17 protein-coding genes are annotated in these 17,336 nt (G+C 68.4%); 12 read left to right on the plus strand and 5 right to left on the minus strand.

Annotated elements, in window-relative coordinates; all coding sequences use genetic code 11:
• Window positions 1-45: 45 nt before the first annotated feature.
• Complete coding sequence (locus ACI3KX_RS04960; protein ID WP_349426145.1) at window positions 46-381, minus strand: ATP-dependent DNA ligase; 336 nt, start codon at window positions 379-381, stop codon at window positions 46-48.
• A 165-nt stretch (window positions 382-546) separates the two neighbouring features.
• On the opposite strand from ACI3KX_RS04960, the gene ACI3KX_RS04965 reads away from it, so the two are divergent.
• From ACI3KX_RS04965 to ACI3KX_RS04975, 3 genes are all read left to right on the plus strand, one after another.
• Window positions 547-1,254, plus strand: coding sequence for a GAF and ANTAR domain-containing protein (locus ACI3KX_RS04965; RefSeq protein WP_349426146.1), 708 nt, complete (start codon window positions 547-549; stop codon window positions 1,252-1,254).
• Window positions 1,251-1,994 (plus strand): GAF and ANTAR domain-containing protein, encoded by a 744-nt coding sequence (locus tag ACI3KX_RS04970; protein ID WP_404908283.1) that lies wholly within the window; start codon window positions 1,251-1,253, stop codon window positions 1,992-1,994. The genes ACI3KX_RS04965 and ACI3KX_RS04970 overlap by 4 nt, the downstream gene beginning before the upstream one ends.
• Window positions 1,995-2,068: 74 nt before the next feature.
• Window positions 2,069-2,407: a hypothetical protein gene (locus ACI3KX_RS04975; RefSeq protein WP_404908286.1), complete on the plus strand. Its 339-nt coding sequence runs from the start codon at window positions 2,069-2,071 to the stop codon at window positions 2,405-2,407.
• A 16-nt stretch (window positions 2,408-2,423) separates the two neighbouring features.
• Here the strand turns inward: ACI3KX_RS04975 and ACI3KX_RS04980 are convergent, their stop codons facing one another.
• The 3 genes from ACI3KX_RS04980 to ACI3KX_RS04990 all read right to left on the minus strand — a co-directional run bounded on the left by ACI3KX_RS04980 (window position 2,424) and on the right by ACI3KX_RS04990 (window position 5,431).
• On the minus strand, window positions 2,424-3,764 hold the full coding sequence (locus ACI3KX_RS04980) for a hypothetical protein (protein ID WP_404908289.1): 1,341 nt from the start codon (window positions 3,762-3,764) through the stop codon (window positions 2,424-2,426).
• Window positions 3,765-3,863: 99 nt separating this feature from the next.
• Window positions 3,864-4,514 carry a DUF2510 domain-containing protein gene (locus tag ACI3KX_RS04985; protein ID WP_404908292.1) on the minus strand — a complete coding sequence of 217 codons (651 nt, stop codon included), beginning with the start codon at window positions 4,512-4,514 and terminating at the stop codon, window positions 3,864-3,866.
• A gap of 65 nt (window positions 4,515-4,579) precedes the next feature.
• Window positions 4,580-5,431 carry a helix-turn-helix domain-containing protein gene (locus ACI3KX_RS04990; protein ID WP_404908295.1) on the minus strand — a complete coding sequence of 284 codons (852 nt, stop codon included), beginning with the start codon at window positions 5,429-5,431 and terminating at the stop codon, window positions 4,580-4,582.
• A gap of 71 nt (window positions 5,432-5,502) precedes the next feature.
• Here ACI3KX_RS04990 and ACI3KX_RS04995 point away from each other — a divergent pair, with 71 nt between their 5' ends.
• From ACI3KX_RS04995 to ACI3KX_RS05030, 8 genes are all read left to right on the plus strand, one after another.
• Window positions 5,503-6,315 (plus strand): phytanoyl-CoA dioxygenase family protein, encoded by an 813-nt coding sequence (locus tag ACI3KX_RS04995; protein WP_404908298.1) that lies wholly within the window; start codon window positions 5,503-5,505, stop codon window positions 6,313-6,315.
• Between the two features lie 36 nt (window positions 6,316-6,351).
• Window positions 6,352-6,741 carry a pyridoxamine 5'-phosphate oxidase family protein gene (locus ACI3KX_RS05000; protein WP_363356680.1) on the plus strand — a complete coding sequence of 130 codons (390 nt, stop codon included), beginning with the start codon at window positions 6,352-6,354 and terminating at the stop codon, window positions 6,739-6,741.
• Window positions 6,742-6,980: 239 nt separating this feature from the next.
• Window positions 6,981-7,847 carry an ABC transporter permease subunit gene (locus tag ACI3KX_RS05005; protein ID WP_363356681.1) on the plus strand — a complete coding sequence of 289 codons (867 nt, stop codon included), beginning with the start codon at window positions 6,981-6,983 and terminating at the stop codon, window positions 7,845-7,847.
• Window positions 7,834-8,814 carry a carbohydrate ABC transporter permease gene (locus ACI3KX_RS05010; protein ID WP_331909213.1) on the plus strand — a complete coding sequence of 327 codons (981 nt, stop codon included), beginning with the start codon at window positions 7,834-7,836 and terminating at the stop codon, window positions 8,812-8,814. The genes ACI3KX_RS05005 and ACI3KX_RS05010 overlap by 14 nt, the downstream gene beginning before the upstream one ends.
• 120 nt (window positions 8,815-8,934) lie before the next feature.
• Window positions 8,935-10,476 (plus strand): extracellular solute-binding protein, encoded by a 1,542-nt coding sequence (locus tag ACI3KX_RS05015; protein WP_404908303.1) that lies wholly within the window; start codon window positions 8,935-8,937, stop codon window positions 10,474-10,476.
• A 78-nt stretch (window positions 10,477-10,554) separates the two neighbouring features.
• Entirely contained in the window at window positions 10,555-11,214 is a 660-nt protein-coding gene (locus ACI3KX_RS05020) for a YesL family protein (RefSeq protein WP_404908305.1), read from the plus strand.
• A 6-nt stretch (window positions 11,215-11,220) separates the two neighbouring features.
• Window positions 11,221-13,611: a glycoside hydrolase family 2 TIM barrel-domain containing protein gene (locus ACI3KX_RS05025; protein WP_404908308.1), complete on the plus strand. Its 2,391-nt coding sequence runs from the start codon at window positions 11,221-11,223 to the stop codon at window positions 13,609-13,611.
• Complete coding sequence (locus tag ACI3KX_RS05030; protein ID WP_363356685.1) at window positions 13,608-14,915, plus strand: ROK family transcriptional regulator; 1,308 nt, start codon at window positions 13,608-13,610, stop codon at window positions 14,913-14,915. The genes ACI3KX_RS05025 and ACI3KX_RS05030 overlap by 4 nt, the downstream gene beginning before the upstream one ends.
• 12 nt (window positions 14,916-14,927) lie before the next feature.
• Here the strand turns inward: ACI3KX_RS05030 and ACI3KX_RS05035 are convergent, their stop codons facing one another.
• Window positions 14,928-15,980, minus strand: a complete 1,053-nt coding sequence (locus tag ACI3KX_RS05035; RefSeq protein WP_363356686.1) for a CorA family divalent cation transporter — start codon at window positions 15,978-15,980, stop codon at window positions 14,928-14,930.
• A 305-nt stretch (window positions 15,981-16,285) separates the two neighbouring features.
• Between ACI3KX_RS05035 and ACI3KX_RS05040 the strand changes: the two genes are divergently transcribed.
• Window positions 16,286-17,254 carry a ThuA domain-containing protein gene (locus ACI3KX_RS05040; RefSeq protein ID WP_363356687.1) on the plus strand — a complete coding sequence of 323 codons (969 nt, stop codon included), beginning with the start codon at window positions 16,286-16,288 and terminating at the stop codon, window positions 17,252-17,254.
• Window positions 17,255-17,336: the final 82 nt, after the last annotated feature.

Here is a 17,336-nt window from a genome sequence, read left to right on the forward strand (position 1 = left end):
ACGCCGTTGCACCCCGTGGGGGCACGTGCTAACGACGGTTCCTGCTCAGTGCTCGTGGTGCCAGGCGGGCCCGTCCTCATGGTGGTCGGGCGGTTCGGGCACGATGTGCAGACCGGTCGTCGAGTTGGCGGTGTAGATGAGAGCCTCCACCCACGCCCGGTTGATCGGCGGCTGTCTGCTGCCGTAGAACTTGTAGACGAGCGCGGCGTGGGGGTGGATCCAGACGGTCATGCGACCGTTGCCGATGCTGGGATCGTCCTTCCAGCTGAACGAGAAGGACTCGCCGCGGCGCAGCTTCGCGCTGATGACCACCATCAGATGTGCCAGGACGCGGTCGTCGAAGTCGGCCTTGACCGTCCCCTCGTAGATGAACTTGCCCATGACGCCTCCGGGTGCTGGGGTCAGGGCGACGGGCGGGAAGCGAGTCCCCACCGGGCCCACGATGCGCCTGAAGCCAGGATGCACCCGATCAGTGCTTCTTCGCGCCCCCTCGACGCTGGGCGCTGGGCAGCCTCCCCTCGTGCGGGTAGCGTGAAGGAAGGACAGATGATGAACAGTAACTTCGCCGCAGCGCTGGCGCACCTCGAGCAGTCCGGCGGTCGGCCGGAGGAGTTCAGCGTCCCCTTCGTGGAGTTCCTCCCCATCACGGGCGCGGCCGTGTCGACGCTCGGGGACGTCTTCGGAAACGAGACCCTGTCGGCGACCGACGACCGTGCCGCCCGCCTCGATGAGCTGCAGTTCGATCTCGGCGAAGGCCCCTGCTGGGATGCCCTGCGCAGTGCGCGTCCTGTGGGCACGACATTCCTTCGTGTCGAGGGCCGCAAGCGGTGGCCGGCCTTCGTCGGCGCTCTCGAGGGGGAGGAGGTCAGCTCCCTGTTCGCGTTCCCGCTGCTCGTCGGCGCGCTGCGCATCGGTGCGATCGACTTGTACTCGCGGGAGCCGATGGCCCTCAATCCCGACCACGAGCATCGAGCCGCCGCGCTGGCGTACGTGATCAGCCGGCACGTGCTGCGCCTCGCGCTCGACGAGCAGGCCCGCGAGGAGAGCCTGCAGCAGCCGCTCTCCCGCCGCGTGGTGCACCAGGCGACCGGCGTCGTCCTGGCACAGCTCGACCTGTCGCCCGACGACGCGCGCCTCGTGATCCAAGGGCAGGCGTTCGCGACCGGCAGGTCGATGGCCGACGTCGCGGAAGACGTCGTCGCAGGACGCCTGCGGTTCACGCGGCGCGACGACAGGATCGAGGTCGAGTCATGACGAAGACATCGCGCGACAGCCGGATTCTCCAGACCTTCGCCATGCTGGCCGACACGATGGTCGACGACTACGACGTGGTCGATCTGCTTCAGCTTCTGGTCGATGCCTGCCATGACGTGCTCGGGATCTCGGCCGCCGGCATCCTGCTGGCCGACGATGAGGGCGACCTGCAGGTGGTCGCCTCGACGAGCGAGGCGAGCCGCCTGGTGGAGCTCATGCAGCTGGGTGCCCAGGCGGGCCCCTGCATCGAGTGCTATCGCACGGGGGCGGCCGTGTCGGTCGCCTCGATCCCGTCCGTCCCGGAGAAGTGGGGTGCGTTCCGCGACAGCGCGACCGCGCACGGCTTCGGCGCGACGGATGCCGTGCCGCTGCGCCTTCGAGACACCACCATCGGCGCGCTCAACCTGCTGCGTGAGGAGGAGGGGCCGCCCGACGACTTCGACGTGGTCGCGGCACGGGCCTTCGCCGACGTCGCCACGATCGGCATCCTCCACGAGCGCTCGCTGCGAGAGTCGGAGCTGCTCGCACGGCAGCTGAAGCAGGCTCTGCAGTCGCGGATCGTCATCGAACAGGCCAAGGGCGTCGTGGCGTTCACGAACGGCGTGCCGATCGACGACGCCTTCCGGATCATCCGGACCTACGCCCGCAGCAATCAGCTGCCGCTGAGCAGCGTCGCGGCGCGCCTGGTCAATCGCGAGCTCCGCATCGCCGACCCGACCGGCGACGGCACACCGCGCTGACACCCCGAAGCGCGAAGCGTATACTGACCGCGCGCCCCGGACCCCGGCGTTCTCACAGAAGGCCGGGTGTACTCATGAAGCTCTTGACGAACGGGACAGGAACCTACCTGACCGGCGACCGGATCGCCGACGCGGTGGTGCGGCTCGGGATCGCACTCTCGAACGAGCAGCGTGTCGACGTCGTCGAGATCCCCTATCGCGCGCCTCACGGAGGAGTCGAGCAGGCGATGCTCACGATCGGCTGGCAGACACGCGTGAACGCCGAGACGCAGTCGACCGCGGGCGACGAACTCGTCGATCACCGTGCCGTGCAGGCCATCGTCGCTCAGGCGCATCGCCTCGTCCCTCACGGCGACACGCCCATGTCACGCGACGAGGTCGGTCACACGCAGGGGTACGACGACATGCTGTGACGCCGCCGGCGCGGGATCACAGCAGCATGACGACGTCGGTGATCACCCAGGTGCCGTCCACCAGCACGAGGGTGTAGACCCAGAACTCGTCGACCGGGATGGGTGCGTCCATCACCTGGCCGTCGGCACCCGTCAGCGAGTCGTATGTCTCGTGGGACTTGATCTCGAACGTCTTCGCGGACGGCCGCTCGATGTCGGTGGGGGTCAGGGCGAAGTTGGCGACGGACTCGCTGTACGAGCGCGACGCGGGGCCGAAGGCCGCACAGCCGCTGGTGTTCAGCGCCGTGCGGAACGAAGCGGTGGTCGCCGCCAGGTACGCGTCGCAGTCGACCCCGAGCCAGGCGTCGTTGTACGCGCGCATGGTCTCGATCGCCGCTCGTTCGTTCGCGTTCGACGGCTCGTCCTCTGCCGCCGCCCCGTTCTCGCCCTCGGCGATCCTCCACGTGCCGTCCTCGTCGACGAGGTGGTACCGGTAGGGCGCACCCGCCTCGTACGGCGGATCGAGCGGCGCGCCGAACTCGTCGACCTCGAGCGTGCACACCTCGACGACGTCGACGATGATCTCGCCCACGTGCGGATCGACGTTGGTGCGGAACCGGATGTCTTCGGGATGGACGTCCATCGGGCAGTAGGCGTTCTGGTCGCTGATGTACTGCTCGAACGCGGGGCAGTCCGTCCAGGCCATGAGCTCGCGATAGCCCGCTGTCGTGGACGCCTCGAGAGCAGCGCAGTCGCCGGATGAATACGCCACACTCCAGTCGGCCATCGTCCGGGCGACCGCCTGCTTCTCGTCGGCGGTCAGCTGGCCTTCGGTGCGGCCGCCCGTGACGTCGTGGACGGCATCGAGCTTCCACGCGCCGTCGGCGCGGACGAGGTGATACCGATAGTCGGCCTCCAGCGACACCGGGGTGGCGACCGGCTGACCGTTCTCGTCGATGTAGCTCCGAGCCTCGGTGTGCACCCGTGCGGCGATCGTTCCCCGGCCGGTGCCGCTGGCCGAGATCGGCGTCACCTCGAGCGAGTCCAGGACCTGGGCCCGGCCGGCGGCGGATTGCGCGAAGACCTCGCAGTCCGTCAGGCCGATGCGCTCGCGGTACGCGGTGGTCGTCGCCGTCACGAACAGGTCGCAGTCCGCTTCGGCGAAGGCCTCTTCGTACGCGGCGACGACGCTCATGGCGTCGGCCTCGTTCCCGCCGGCGTGCGACGGCGACGGAGACGGCGCGGCGGTCGCTGTGGAGGGGAACGAGGTGATGGCGGCTGCGCCGAAGATCACCGTCAGCACCGCCGCGCCGACCGTTTCGGCTGGCCGTCGGGCGCGGCCACCGCCGCTGCCGGACGAGCCCCCAGAGCTCCCCATGGCCGGAGCCTAGCCCTTCACGGCGGCGAGGGCATCAACGGATCCGGAACCGATGCCTGCGGCTGGGTCGGGCCGCCCACCGTCGCCCGGGCGCCGGAGCTACTGCATGTCGTCGATGACCCAGTCGTCGCCGTCGGCGACGACGGTGTACACCCAGTCGATCGAGTCGTCGGCCGGCTCCTCGAGCGGCTCGCCGTTGTCGTCGACCAGGGCCGTATAGGTCTCGGTGGTGGTCACGACGATCGCGTCCTCCTCCTGCCGGACGTCGGTGACCTCGACCTCGTAGTGCTCGACCGCGGACCCGAACGCCTCGGCCTCGCTCTCGAAGGCCGAGCAGTCCGTGAGCCCCGACTCCGCGCGGAAGCCCTCCGTCGTCGACGCCACGTAGGCCTCGCAATCGGCGTCCTGCCACGCGTCGTCGTACAGTTCGACCGCCGCGACGGCGGCCTGCTGGTCGGCGTCGGCCGGCCCGCCGTCGCCGGACAGTCCGACCTGCCCGACACCGGCGCTCAGGATCCGGGAGAGGAGAACGGCCCCGAGGATCAGGATGCCGAGCACGACGACGCCGAGGATCACCCACACGATCCACAGCTTCGACTTCGCCGGCGCCGGGGGAGCCGCCGGCGCCGGGTCAGCCGCAGGCGCCGGGGGAGCATCCTGCGCGGCGACGTGCTCCGTCCACCGGGTGCCGTCCCACCACCGCATCGCACCGTGGCCGTCGTCGTACCACCCGGGGGGAGTCGTCGTCATGCGAGAACGATAGACCCGCGGCATCCGTTCCCGTCAGACCGGCATTCGCGGGCACCTCCCGCGCCTCACACGTCACGCCGATCTCCGCGGCCGGCCGACGCCGACCGCTCCCGACGGTAGGCCGTCGGGCTGAGGCCGTGCAGCCCCGAGAAGCGCCGCGAGAAGTACAGCGGATCGTCCCAGCCGACGTCACGCGCGATCTCGCCGACCGCGCGATCGGTCGATGCCAGCAGGTGCGCGGCGCGGGTCAGCCTCTCGCGCTCCACGTACTGCTGGGGCGGCATGCCGAGCGTCGCGGTGAACAGGTGCGTGAGCCTCGACGGCGAGAGCGTCGCGATCCGCGCGAGCGTGGCGACGCCCAGATCGCCGGCGAGGTCGGCACCGATGTGCTCGACAACGCGCATGAGCCGTTCGTCCATACGGCCGCGCAGCGGGTTCTGGGTGTCGAGCCACAACAGCGCCGTCTCGAGGGCGTTCATCGCGAACAGCTCCGACTGGGGGAGCGACCCCGCCGACGACCGCGCACACGCGCGAAGGGACGCCAGGATCCGTGGTCGCACCTCGCCCTGGGTGTGCACGACGCCGACGCCTCCCGCCTGCGCCGGCCATTCGAGGAGCGGCGACCACTCGGCGCGCGGATGGAAATGCGCATACGCGAGCGACCACGACGTCGCCGCAGTGCCGTAGTCGTGCCGCTGATGTGGTCGCAGCAGCACGGTGTCGCCCGCTCCGGTGAGGACCGTGCCCGTGGGGCCGGCCACGCGGCCGGACCCCGCGACGGTGTGGATGAGAAGCCAGTCCGAGGTGCCGCGCTCGCGCCACGTCGCATACTCGCCGCCCTCGGAGAAGACCCCCGCCACGACGCGTACGACGTGCGGGTGCGGCGTCTCGCGACGCCGAGACGCCAGCGCTGTCATAGCAGGATCATCCATGTCATCGCCCGATCATCCCATGGCGTCGGCGGTGGCTGCAGACAAGAGTTGCAGCCATGTCCCTCACGAGCACTCCGACCCCCGATCTCGCCCTCGATTACGCAGAGCACGGCGTCGTGCACGTCCGCGGGCTCCTCAGCCCGACGGAGGTCGCCGAGATCCGCGACGTCTTCATGGAGCAGGTCGAGCGCGATCGCACGATCGGGCACGACGACAACATCTCGGCCGATGACGTTCTCGCGCGCTTTCCCCGGCTCATCCATCCGCACCGGCGCACGGACCTCGAGATCGGTCGCCTGGCACGGCGGTGGATGCTGGACCCGCGCATCGTCGGGCCCGTGACCGACATGGTGGGGCCGGTGCACGCCGCGCAGTCCATGTTCTACTTCAAGCCGCCGACCGCGCGCGGGCAGGCGCTGCATCAGGACAACATCTTCCTGCAGGCGCACCCCGAGACCTGCATCGCCGCCTGGGTCGCGATCGACGACTGCGACGGCGAGAACGGCGGGCTGAAGATGGTGCCCGGTTCGCACCGATATGAGATCGTCTGCCCCGATGAGGCCGACCCCGAGGAGTCGTTCACAAGCACCGAGATCACGCTGCCCGAGGGCTTCGAGGCGGTGCAGACGGAGCTCACCGCCGGCGACGTGCTCTTCTTCCACGGCAGCATGGTCCATGGCTCAGGACCGAACCGGTCGGCCGACCGCTTCCGACGGTCGCTCATCTTCCACTACGTGCCGGTCGACAGCGTGGAGATCTCGCGGTTCTACAACCCCCTGCTCAGCCTCGACGGCAGCGAGGTCGTGATCGCGGAGGTGACCGACGGGGGCGCATGCGGCGAAGGCTGGGCGCCGATCGCACCGCACTGATCGCGCGGGCCCGCCGCACGCGGCTAACGTGAGAGCGTGCGGGAACTGTCGGAGGCGGGCGAGGAGTTCGTCCGTGAACGGCACATCGCCACGCTCTCCACGATGGCGCCGTGGGGCGGCATCCACTCGGTGCCCGTGGGCTTCACCCTGCACGAGGGCGTGCTGCGCATCATCACGTCGCGCCACTCCCAGAAGGTGCGCAACGTCCTGCGCGACCCCACCGCCACCGTCAGCCAGGTCGACGGCGCCCGCTGGCTCGCGTTCCCCGCCAGCGCGACCGTGCACGACGACCCGGACGAGGTCGCCCTCGCCGTCGAGCTCTATGCACAGCGCTACCGCCAACCGCGCGTCAATCCGTCCCGCGTCGCGATCCACCTCGTGCCCGTGCGGCTGATGGGCAGCAGCGGGCTTCTCCGCACCGTCTGACGCCTCCGCGAGGTCCACGAGGGGTTCTCCACAGCCCGCGAACTCATGCTTGCGTCGGCCCGACGCGGGCTGTACCGTGAGGCGCGCCGAGTTATATCGATGGTTAGGTTAACTGGCAGACGAGTCGCGACGAGGCGACTTCACGAACGCGAAGAGGCGGACGGATGTCTGTGAAAGTGGTGCCCCAGCGACCGCGGTCGCGGTGGCGGAAGCTCACCGGGAGCAGGATGCTCCTGCTGATGTGCGTTCCTGCCATCGCGTTCTTCCTGGTCTTCAACTACGCGCCGCTGCCCGGCATCTGGATCGCCTTCACGAACTTCAACTACCGCGACGGCATCTTCGGCAGCCCCTTCGTCGGCTTCAAGAACTTCGAGTTCCTGATCAAGTCCGGCCAGCTGTGGCTGCTCACGCGGAACACGATCCTCTACAACCTCGCCTTCATCGTGCTGGGGAACATCCTGGCGATCTCATTCGCGGTGATGCTCAACGAGGTGCGGCTGAAGTACTTCAAGAAGATCAGCCAGAGCGTCATGTTCCTGCCGTACTTCATCTCGGTCGTGCTCGTCGGCGTCATCGCGTTCAACCTGCTCAACTACGACAACGGCGCGCTCAACGGCTTCCTCGAGCAGACCGGCGGCGATCCGGTCAAGGTCTACAGCAGCCCCGGCGCGTGGCCGTTCATCATCACGCTGGTCCATCTCTGGCAGAGCACCGGATACGGCACGATCGTCTACTTCGCGGCGATCATGGGCATCGACAGGGTGCTGTTCGAGGCGGCCGCGATCGACGGCGCATCGGCGTGGCAGCGCATCCGCTACGTCATCCTGCCGAGTCTCAAGCCGATCTTCGTGATCCTGCTGCTGTTCTCGCTGGGCGGCATCATGCACGGCAATTTCGGGCTCTTCTGGAACCTGGTCGGCAACAACGCCGCGCTCTTCCCCACGACGGACATCATCGAGACCTCGGTGTACCGCATGGTGATGGCGCAGAACAACTTCACGACGTCCACCGCGGTGGGCCTGTATCAATCGCTGTTCGGCTTCGCGATCGTGATGACGGCGAACTGGATCGTCCGGAGGATGAACCCCGATTATGCTCTCTTCTGACATCGGCGCGGTCGCCGTGACCGAGACGCTCGGCAAGACCGCCCGAAAGCGCAAGGCCGTCGCCGCGGAACGCACGCGTCGCATCAGACTCGACCGCAGCGACTACGTCATCCGGGGCGTCTCGTACGTGTCGATCTCGGTGTTCGTGCTCTTCTGCCTGCTGCCCTTCATCATGATCGTCTCGGCCTCGTTCTCGAGCGAGTCGGAGATCATGAAGAGCGGCTTCGGCCTGCTGCCGAAGGGGTTCTCGTTCACCGCCTACGAGTACATCTTCCGGGCGCCCCGGCAGATCATCGGCTCGTACGTCGTCACCATCGTGATGACCGTCGCCGGCACCGCGATCGGTCTGTTCATCATCGCGATGACCGGGTTCGCGCTCTACCGGCAGGACTTCCGGCTGCGCAACTACATCGCGTTCTTCATCTACTTCACGACCCTCTTCTCGGCCGGCCTCGCCCCGACGTTCCTCTGGATCGGCCGCGACCTGGGGCTGCGGGGCAACTACCTGGCGGTGTTCCTCCCCCTCCTCATGACGCCGTGGCTCATCATCCTGATGAAGAACTTCATGCGCACGATCCCCTACGAGATCATCGAGTCCGGCAAGATCGACGGCGCCGGCGACTTCCGGATCTTCGTCCAGCTCGCGCTGCCGATGATGAAGCCGGCCCTCGCGACCGTCGGTCTCTTCCTCGCCCTCGGGTACTGGAACGAGTGGTACCTGTCGTCGCTCTACCTGGGCAGCACGGTCGAGTTCAAGCCGCTGCAGTACTACCTCTACAACGTGATCAACACGGCCAACGCCCTGCGCAACTCGGTCGCCGGCTCGAACGTCAGCATCACCGACCTGCCGAGCAACACGCTGAAGATGGCGAGCGCCGTCGTGGCGACGGTCCCGATCCTCTTCGCCTACCCGTTCGTCCAGAAATACTTCGTCAGCGGCATCACGGTCGGTGCCGTCAAGGGCTGACACGCGCAGCTGACGTCGTGCGACCGGTCGCCGAAGCCCGGTCGCTCCCCCCAGAACGCCTCCCTGAGGCGCGCACACACCACTGCAATCACCGAGTAATGAGAGCCGAAGGAGCCTCACATGGCAAGGAAACTCTTCAAGGCAGGAGCGGCGCTGGTCGTTCTCGGCCTGGGCGCGACCGCCCTCGCCGGCTGCACCGGGCCGGCTGACGACGACGGCACGCCCACCGAGATCACGATGCTCGTGCTCGGCGACAAGCCCACCAACGGGCGTCTCGAGGCGATGCTCGACAAGCTCAACGAGCGCCTCACCGAGGAGGCGAACGCGACCCTCGATCTCTTCTACGTCGAGTGGGCGGACTGGCAGACCCAGTACAACCTCCAGCTGCTGTCGGGCGACTCCAACGTCGACCTGATCACGACGGCGACCGACTGGCTCTTCGCGTGGGAGAACGCGGAGAAGGGCGCCTTCCTGCCCCTCACCGAGGAGATGCTCCAGGAGCACGCTCCGAAGACGTGGGAACAGGTCGACGCCGACGGCCACTGGGACCTCACGAAGCTGGACGACGGGCAGATCTACTTCATCCCGGAGGACAACTTCACCCAGTACACGAACCACGGCTTCTTCTACCGCGGCGACTGGGCCACGCAGGCCGGCTTCGAGAACGGCGACATCACGAAGTTCGAGGACTTCACGACGTACTTCCAGTGGGTCAAGGACAACGTGCCCGAGGCATACCCGTGGGATGTCGCCGGCGACAACCAGGCCGCCCTGCAGGGCTACATGCAGGGCCGCACCGACCTGCAGAACCTCCAGCAGGTCAGCTCGGGCAACTACTACCCGTTCCAGATGAGCGCTTCGGACCCCGAGACCGTCACCTCGTGGTTCATGGAGGGCGACGAGCTGCTCGAAGCCGCCGAGCTCGCCAAGGAATGGAACGACATCGGCGTCTGGCGTGAAGACGCGCTGAACTACGACGGCGACACGCGCGAGGAGTTCTACGCCGGCCTGTCGGGAGCCGACCAGCACCACACGCAGACCTTCATCGGCCAGATCTACGACAACATGTCGAAGAAGCAGGAGGGCTCCGACCCGAAGTTCTTCTACTGGGGTCAGGAGAACGGGAACGTCTTCAAGGACATCCTCACCCACGGCGCGATGGCCGTGAGTGCGAACTCGCAGAACCCCGAGAAGGCGCTCGAGGTCTACGACCTCCTCCGCAACGACGAGGAGTCGTACCGCCTCCTCAACTACGGCATCGAGGGCACCGACTACGTCATTACCGACGACGGCATGCTCGGCTACCCCGACGGCTACGACTCGTCGACCGATGCGCTGGGCTCGAACTTCTGGGCCGGCCGCATGGACGAGCTCGAGCTGACGAAGGTCACCGATGCGCCCACGACCAAGGAGATCTACGCCGGGCTGGATGCCGTGGCCGAGGACTATCCGTACTCGACCCTGCTGCTGAACAAGGACGCCATCGACCCGACGCTGGCGGCGATGGGCGGCGTGCTCTCGCAGTACCTCCCGCAGCTGGAGTACGGGAAGTTCGACGATCCGGCCGCGGCGATCGCCGAGATGCGGCAGGCGCTGCTGGACGCCGGCTACGAGGACGCCCGTGCCTCGATCCAGGCCGACATCGACGCCTGGGCCGAGTAGCCCGAAGGATCGGATCGACACGGTCGGGCGGGTCCGCACTGCGTGGGCCCGCCCGACCGATCTGAAGAGGAAGTACGAATGAGCGGCATCTTCGCACCGGACTCCGCAGCGATGCGGTTCCTGACTCGCATCGCGGACCTGATGATCCTGAACCTGGTGTTCATCGCGACGGCGATCCCGGTCGTCACGCTCGGCGCTGCCCTGACGGCGCTGAACTTCACCGTGATGCGGATCGTGCGCGGCCAGTGCGATGCGGTGACGCGCGACTACTTCCGCTCGTTCCGGCAGAACTTCCGCCAGGCGACGCTGCTCGGGCTTCTCCTCCTCCTGGTGGCGGTCGCCCTCGGCGCCTGGTACGTCGTCCTCACCGGCGGCTCGCTGGATGCGGGGCTGCAACTCGTCCTGCTGGTCGTCTGGTACCTGGTGGCGTTCGCGTTCGCGGTGAACCTGCTGTTCGTCTTCCCCTATCTCGCCAACTTCGAGGGCACCATCCGGGAGGTGCTGCGCAACGCGCGATTGCTGTCGTGGCGGCATCCGCTGGTGGCGATCATGAGCCTGGCGATCATCGGGCTCGCCATCGTCGTCACGGTCTTCTCCCCCGCCGTGACGGCGTACGGACTGCTGTGGCTCGCGATCGGCTTCGCCGCGATCGCCTTCCTGACCGGCGTCCTTTTCACCCGGGTGTTCGACACCTACGCACCTCAGCCGGTCGCGGTCGAGGAATCAGACGAGGAATAGGTTCACATGCAGACAGTTCCGATCAGCCGGTGGCTCTTCGCGCTCGCCGACGACCCGGGAGCCGCGGCGAAGGGATACTACGACGCGTCGTGGCGCGGTGTCGTCGTGCCGCACGACTGGAGCGTCGAGCAGGCGTTCTCGCCCGCGCACTCGAGCGGCACGGGGTACCTCCCCGGCGGCGTCGGGTGGTACCGGGCTCACGTGCGGATCTCGGAGCTCGGCCCGGCCGATGGGCAGCATGTGCGGCTGGTGTTCCACGGCGTCTACAAGAACGCCGACGTCTGGGTCAACGGCTACCACCTCGGCGGCCGTCCGTCGGGCTACGCGGAGTTCTCCTTCGACCTGACCGAGATCCTCTCGTACGCGCCCGACGACGACCTGGTCGTCAGCGTCCGTGTCGACCACACCGACATCTCGGACTCCCGCTGGTACAACGGGTCGGGAATCACGCGGCGCGTGGAGCTCGAGGTCAATGAGCCGGTGCGGGTCGGCGAGCACGGCACCGTGTTCACGACGCTGTCGGCGGACGCCGCCGAGGCCGCCGTCCGCGTCGTCCAGACGGTCGTCAACGACACGACGTCCCCGGCGGCGGTGCGGGTGCGCCACGAGCTGCGGTCGCTGGCGACGGGACGGGTCCATTCCTTCGACACCGAGGTCGACGTGCCCGCCGGCGGCTCGGCCGACGCCGCGGTGACGACGGTGCTCACCGATCCCGAGCTGTGGTCCGACAACGACCCGCGGCTGCACCGCCTCACCACCACGCTCGAGTGGCCGGGCGTCGCAACGTCGCGGCGCGCCGTCTCGGTCGAGACCGTCGGCATCCGCACCTTCCGGTTCGACCCCGACACCGGCTTCTCGATCAACGGCGAACGCCGCGTGCTCAAAGGGGTGTGCCTGCACGAGGATGCCGGATGCTTCGGCACCGCAGTGCCCGCGAGCGTGTGGCTGCGGCGACTGCTCGCCCTCCAGCGCATGGGATGCAATGCGGTGCGGATGGCGCACAACCCCCACGGCCCCGAGCTGTACGCGCTCTGCGACGTCCTCGGCCTCTATGTCATCGACGAGGCGTTCGACGAGTGGGAGAACCCGAAGAACAAGTGGTGGCAGGGGCACAACGTCTACCCGCCCCGGCACGAGGGCTACGCCCACGACTTCCCCGCCTGGCACGAGGCCGACCTGTCGGCGATGGTCGAAGCGCACCGCAACCACCCGTCGATCGTCGCGTGGAGCATCGGCAACGAGATCGACTACCCGAACGACCCCTACGCGCATCCGCTCTTCCAGGAGGCCGTCGGCAACAACGACGCCGGCAAGCCGCGGGCCGAGCGTCTCTACGACCCCGACCGTCCCGACATCCGCCGTCTGACGACCATCGCGAAGCGGCTGGCGGCCATCGTGCGGGGGAACGACCCCACGCGCCCCGTGACGCTGGCGGCCGCACTGCCCGAGCTGTCGAGCCGGACGGGCTTCCTCGACGACCTCGATCTCGTCGGCTACAACTACAAGGAGCATCTCTACGAGGACGATCACCGCCGATTCCCCGACAAGCCGTTCGTCGGCAGCGAGAACTCGCACCGCTACGCCGACTGGCTGCACGTCGAGCGCAACGACTACGTGGCCGGCCAGTTCCTCTGGACAGGCATCGACTACCTCGGCGAGACCCGCGGCTGGCCGTCGCACGGCTCGCCGGCGGGGCTGCTGACGCTCGCGGGATTCGAGAAGGACACCTGGCATCTGCGGCGCAGCTGGTGGTCCGACGAGCCCGTGGCCCGACTCGCCGTCCGGCCCGGCACCGACGATGAGGACAAGAGCTTCTGGTCGCATCCGATCTCACGAGGACGGGAGCTCGCGGCCGGCGCGTCGGTCGAGGTGCTGGCCTTCGCCAACGGCGACGAGCTGACCCTCACGTGCGACGGGCGCGGCATCCCGCTCGTCCGCGACGAGGAGAACGGCTACTGGACGGCCGCGACCGCCCTGCCCTTCGGGACGCTCGTGCTGGAGTCGCGGCGCGGCGGCGAGGTCGTCGCCCGCGATGTGCTCGGGCCGGCCGGGGAGGCCGTCCGGCTCGACGCCGCCCTCTGGCGGGCCCCCGGCAGCCTCGCCGACCGGTGCGCCGACGCGGGCATCGCCGCGGACGATGTCTTCCAGATCGAATGCGCGCTGCGCGACCAGCACGGCGAGGTGGCGCGCGGCGAACGAATCGTGACGGCCGAGGTGCGCGACGGGGAGCTGCTCGGGCTGGAGAATGGTGATCTCACCGACGACACCGCCTACAGCGTCCCTCGGCGTCGTACGCTCGACGGGAGACTGATCCTGTTCGTCCGGTCCGGTGGGGCAGTGACCGTCGTGCTGAGCTCACCGGGCCTGCCCGACGTGCGAATGGAGTGCTCCACATGACACGGTCGACGAGTCCGGTCCAGGGTCGTCCCGACCCGGCGGTGCGCATGCCGACGTCCGCGTCGGGCATGGTCGTGCCGCGGCGCACCTCGCGCGACATCCGCAGCGACTCCCGTCTCGACGTGCTGCACGCCGTGCTGTCCGCCGGCGAGACGACGCGCAACGCCCTCGCACAGTCCACCGGGTTGAGCCCGGCGACGGTCGTCACCGTCGTGAACGAGCTGCTCGCCGAGGGGATCATCGAGGAGAAGAAGGAGATGGCGGCCGGGCGGATCGGGCGGCCGACCGCGCTCATCGGCATGAACACCGACCGCGGCTTCGTGGTCGGCATCGATGTCGCCGAGACGTACGTGCGCGCGGTGATGTTCGACACGGCGCTGAACGAGGTGCTCTCGGTCGAGAGCGCTCGCGACGAGCATCTGCTCGACCCGGATTCCGTCGTGGAGGGCATCGGTCGCACGCTGGATCATCTGCTCGACGCGGCGGGCGTCTCGCGCAGCGAGGTGCTCGGGGTCGGGATCGCCCTGCCCGGGCTCATCCAGGGTCCCGAAGGCGTCTCCGTCGTCGTGCCGAACTGGACCTGGCAGAAAGTGGAGCTCGAACGCCTGCGGGAGCGCGTCGGCCTGCCCCTCGTGATCGAGAACCCGCTCAAGTCGATCGCGATCGCCGAGCTGTGGCTCGGCGGCGGCCGGAGGTTCTCGAGCCTCGCCACGGTCAACCTGGGCACCGGCGTCGGCGCCGGCATCGTGCTGGAGGGGCGCATCCTGCGCGGCGCCACGAACACGGCCGGGGAATGGGGCCACACGCTGCTGGTGCTCGACGGGCGGCGCTGCCGTTGCGGCCGGCGCGGCTGCGTGGAGTCCTACATCGGCGCGCCCGGCATCCAGGAGACGCTGCGCGAGATCGCCCCCGGGCATCCGCTCGTCGACCTCGACATGCAGAACGACTTCATCCTCGCCCTGGCGGCGGTCGCCGACGGGCCTGAGCCAGATCCCGCCGTGACCGAGACGATCGCCCGCACCGCCTACTACCTCGGCTCGGCGCTCGCCGACCTGGTGGCCGTGATCAACCCCGAAGGCGTGACGCTCACCGGCTGGACCACGTGGGCACTGGGGGAGCACCTCATGCCGGCCACGCGCCGGCACCTGCTCGAGCAGTCGCCCGGAGCCTCGGCACGCGATGTCGAGCTGGAGATCTCGACGGTGCGCGGCAACTCGGTGGCCACCGGGGTCGCCACGGTCGTGCTCGAGCGGTTCCTGGTGGATGCCGGGCTCCTGACGTCGAACATCCCGGTGGCGCTGTGACGGCGCCGGCCGTCAGAGCCAGCGGCGGCGCTTGAACAGCCCGTAGATCACCAGATCGAGGACGACGATGGTCAGTCCGATCACGATCCACCCGTACTGCCACTGCACGAGCGGGATGTTCTTGAAGTTCATGCCGTAGAGCCCGGCGATGAGGGTCGGCACCGCGAGGAGGGCGGCGAACGCCGAGATGGTGCGCATGTCCTGGTTCTGCCGTGCCGCCACGTTGTTCTCGTAGCTGGAGAGGATCGCATCCAGGCCCTTGCTCTGGTTGTTGATCAGGGCGGCGGTGCCGGCCGCGTCGTCGAGGATGTCATGGAGGTAGGGCAGGATGCGCTCGCTGCCGACGGTGAGCGTCTCGAGATGCCGGGTGCTCTCGTGCAGCGCGGCCGCGATGCTCGACACCGCCCGGTCCACGCGGCCGATGTCCTTGCGGATCCGGTAGATGCGGTGGTGGTCCTCGCGCTCGCTCTCGCTGAAGACCTGCTCCTCGAGCTCTTCGAGGGCGGACTCGACGGCTGCCGCAGCGCTGGCATAGCCGTCGACGATCTCAGCCATGATCGTGTACGCCGCCGGCATCGTGTCGGCCCGGGCATGCTCGGGGGCCTCTGCGAGCAGCTCCGGCAGATCGGGCGGCTCGCCGCCGTTGCCGCGCTGCACCGTGAGCAGCCAGTCTTCGCCGATGTAGAGGAACGTCTCGCCCAGCACGAGCGCTTCGTCGGGCGTGTGGAGCACGTTCCAGAGCATGACGAAGAGGTGCTCGTCGAACTTCTGCACCTTCGGCTGCTGCCGGCGTGAGACGACGTCGGCGACGGCGGTGGGATGGATGCCGAGCACGTCGCGCGCGCGTCGCACGGTGTCTTCTTCGGGGTCGAGCAGATGCAGCCAGATGAACTCGTCCTTGCGCCGCACGCGGCGGACGATCGGGGGCACGTCCTCGAGGGCGGCATCCGTCAGTGGTTCGATCTCGCGGCCCACGATGAAGATGCGGAGCGAGTCGTCGTCGGTGTCCGCCGGCGCGGGCTCCTGCGTGGCGGATTCGTTCTGTTGCTGCGACGGTTGCGACATAGCGGCACCTCCCATGGCATGTCGTCGGCGCGAATCTAGCCCGAGCCACGCCGGCGGCCGGAGGGGGTTGCGGCGATCGACCGCCTGTGCAGTCGCCGCCCGTCACCGCAGGTCAGCGGCGGCTGGCTTACTGGGTGGAACGCGCGTTGCCGACGCCGTGGCGCGCCGCCTACATTCGCAGCAACCCGAGGGTCGATCCGGGGGTTCCCCGCTCCCCAGGCGGGACCAGGAGGCCGTCATCGGCCGAGTGCGGCGATCGCGCTTCGACTCCCCGAGGACCACCTCGAATGATCGAAGGAGATCACATGAGATCGCTACTACGCTCCGGCGTCGCGCTCGTCGCTGCGGCGGCGCTGGGCGCCGGCATCGTCCTCGCCGGGACGGCGGCCGGGGCCGACAAGGGCAACGGCAACGGCCTCGGCGGCCAGCCGGCCACCGCCAGTCAGATCTACCTCGACGAGATCAAGGACTACGGCGTGTGCCGGGGAACCGATCCGGAGTGCTACCACGAGTGGGGCAACGGCTGGACGGAGGGCGAGGAGAAGCGCATCTTCGTGTGGAGCCGCACCGCCGGTCCGCGTCACGCCCATCTCGGCACGGCGCTCGGTCCTGGGCTCAACCCACCGCTGAACGACAACAACGTCGCCCAGAAGGCGATGATCGCGTGGGCGGCCGAACGGGGGATCACGGTGGACTACACCGAGGACCTGGCGAGCTTCAGCCGACTGAACAACTACCAGGCAGTCGTGTTCCTCGGCTCGAACCGCGACACCCTCGATGACACCGCGCAGACCACGCTGATGCAGTACATCCGCGGTGGGGGTGGATTCGTCGGAATTCACAACGCCTTCGGCGCCGAGTATCACTGGCCGTACTACGAGGGTCTGCTCGGCGGGGCCAACTTCTACAACCACGGGCCGAACCGCGAAGGCACGGTCGAGACGATCAACAACCGCGACGTCTCGACGTCCTTCATGCCGGAGACGTGGACGTTCAAGGACGAGTGGTACAACCTCATTCCGTACCCGAGCTTCGTCAACGTCCTGCTCGAGGTCGACCAGGCCACCAGCGAGGCCACAGTGGCCGGCCACGGCGAATCCCACCCGGTGAGCTGGTGCCAGTACTACGACGGCGGCAGATCGTGGCTCACCACCCTCGGTCACGACGTGGCGGCGTGGACCGACGCGCCCCTCGTCGGCGACGAGTTCTTCCAGCAGCACGTGATGGAGGGCATCGAGAGCGCCATGGGCGTCAAGCCGTTCTGCACCACCTGACCGCGGGGACGGGAGTCCACCCGCTGCGGGCCGGGGGTCCGGACACGTCGTCACGACGCGTCCGGGCCCCCGTTTCGTCACG

It is taken from the genome of Microbacterium sp. ZW CA_36, from assembly GCF_044987475.1.
Classification (GTDB): Bacteria; Actinomycetota; Actinomycetes; order Actinomycetales; family Microbacteriaceae; genus Microbacterium.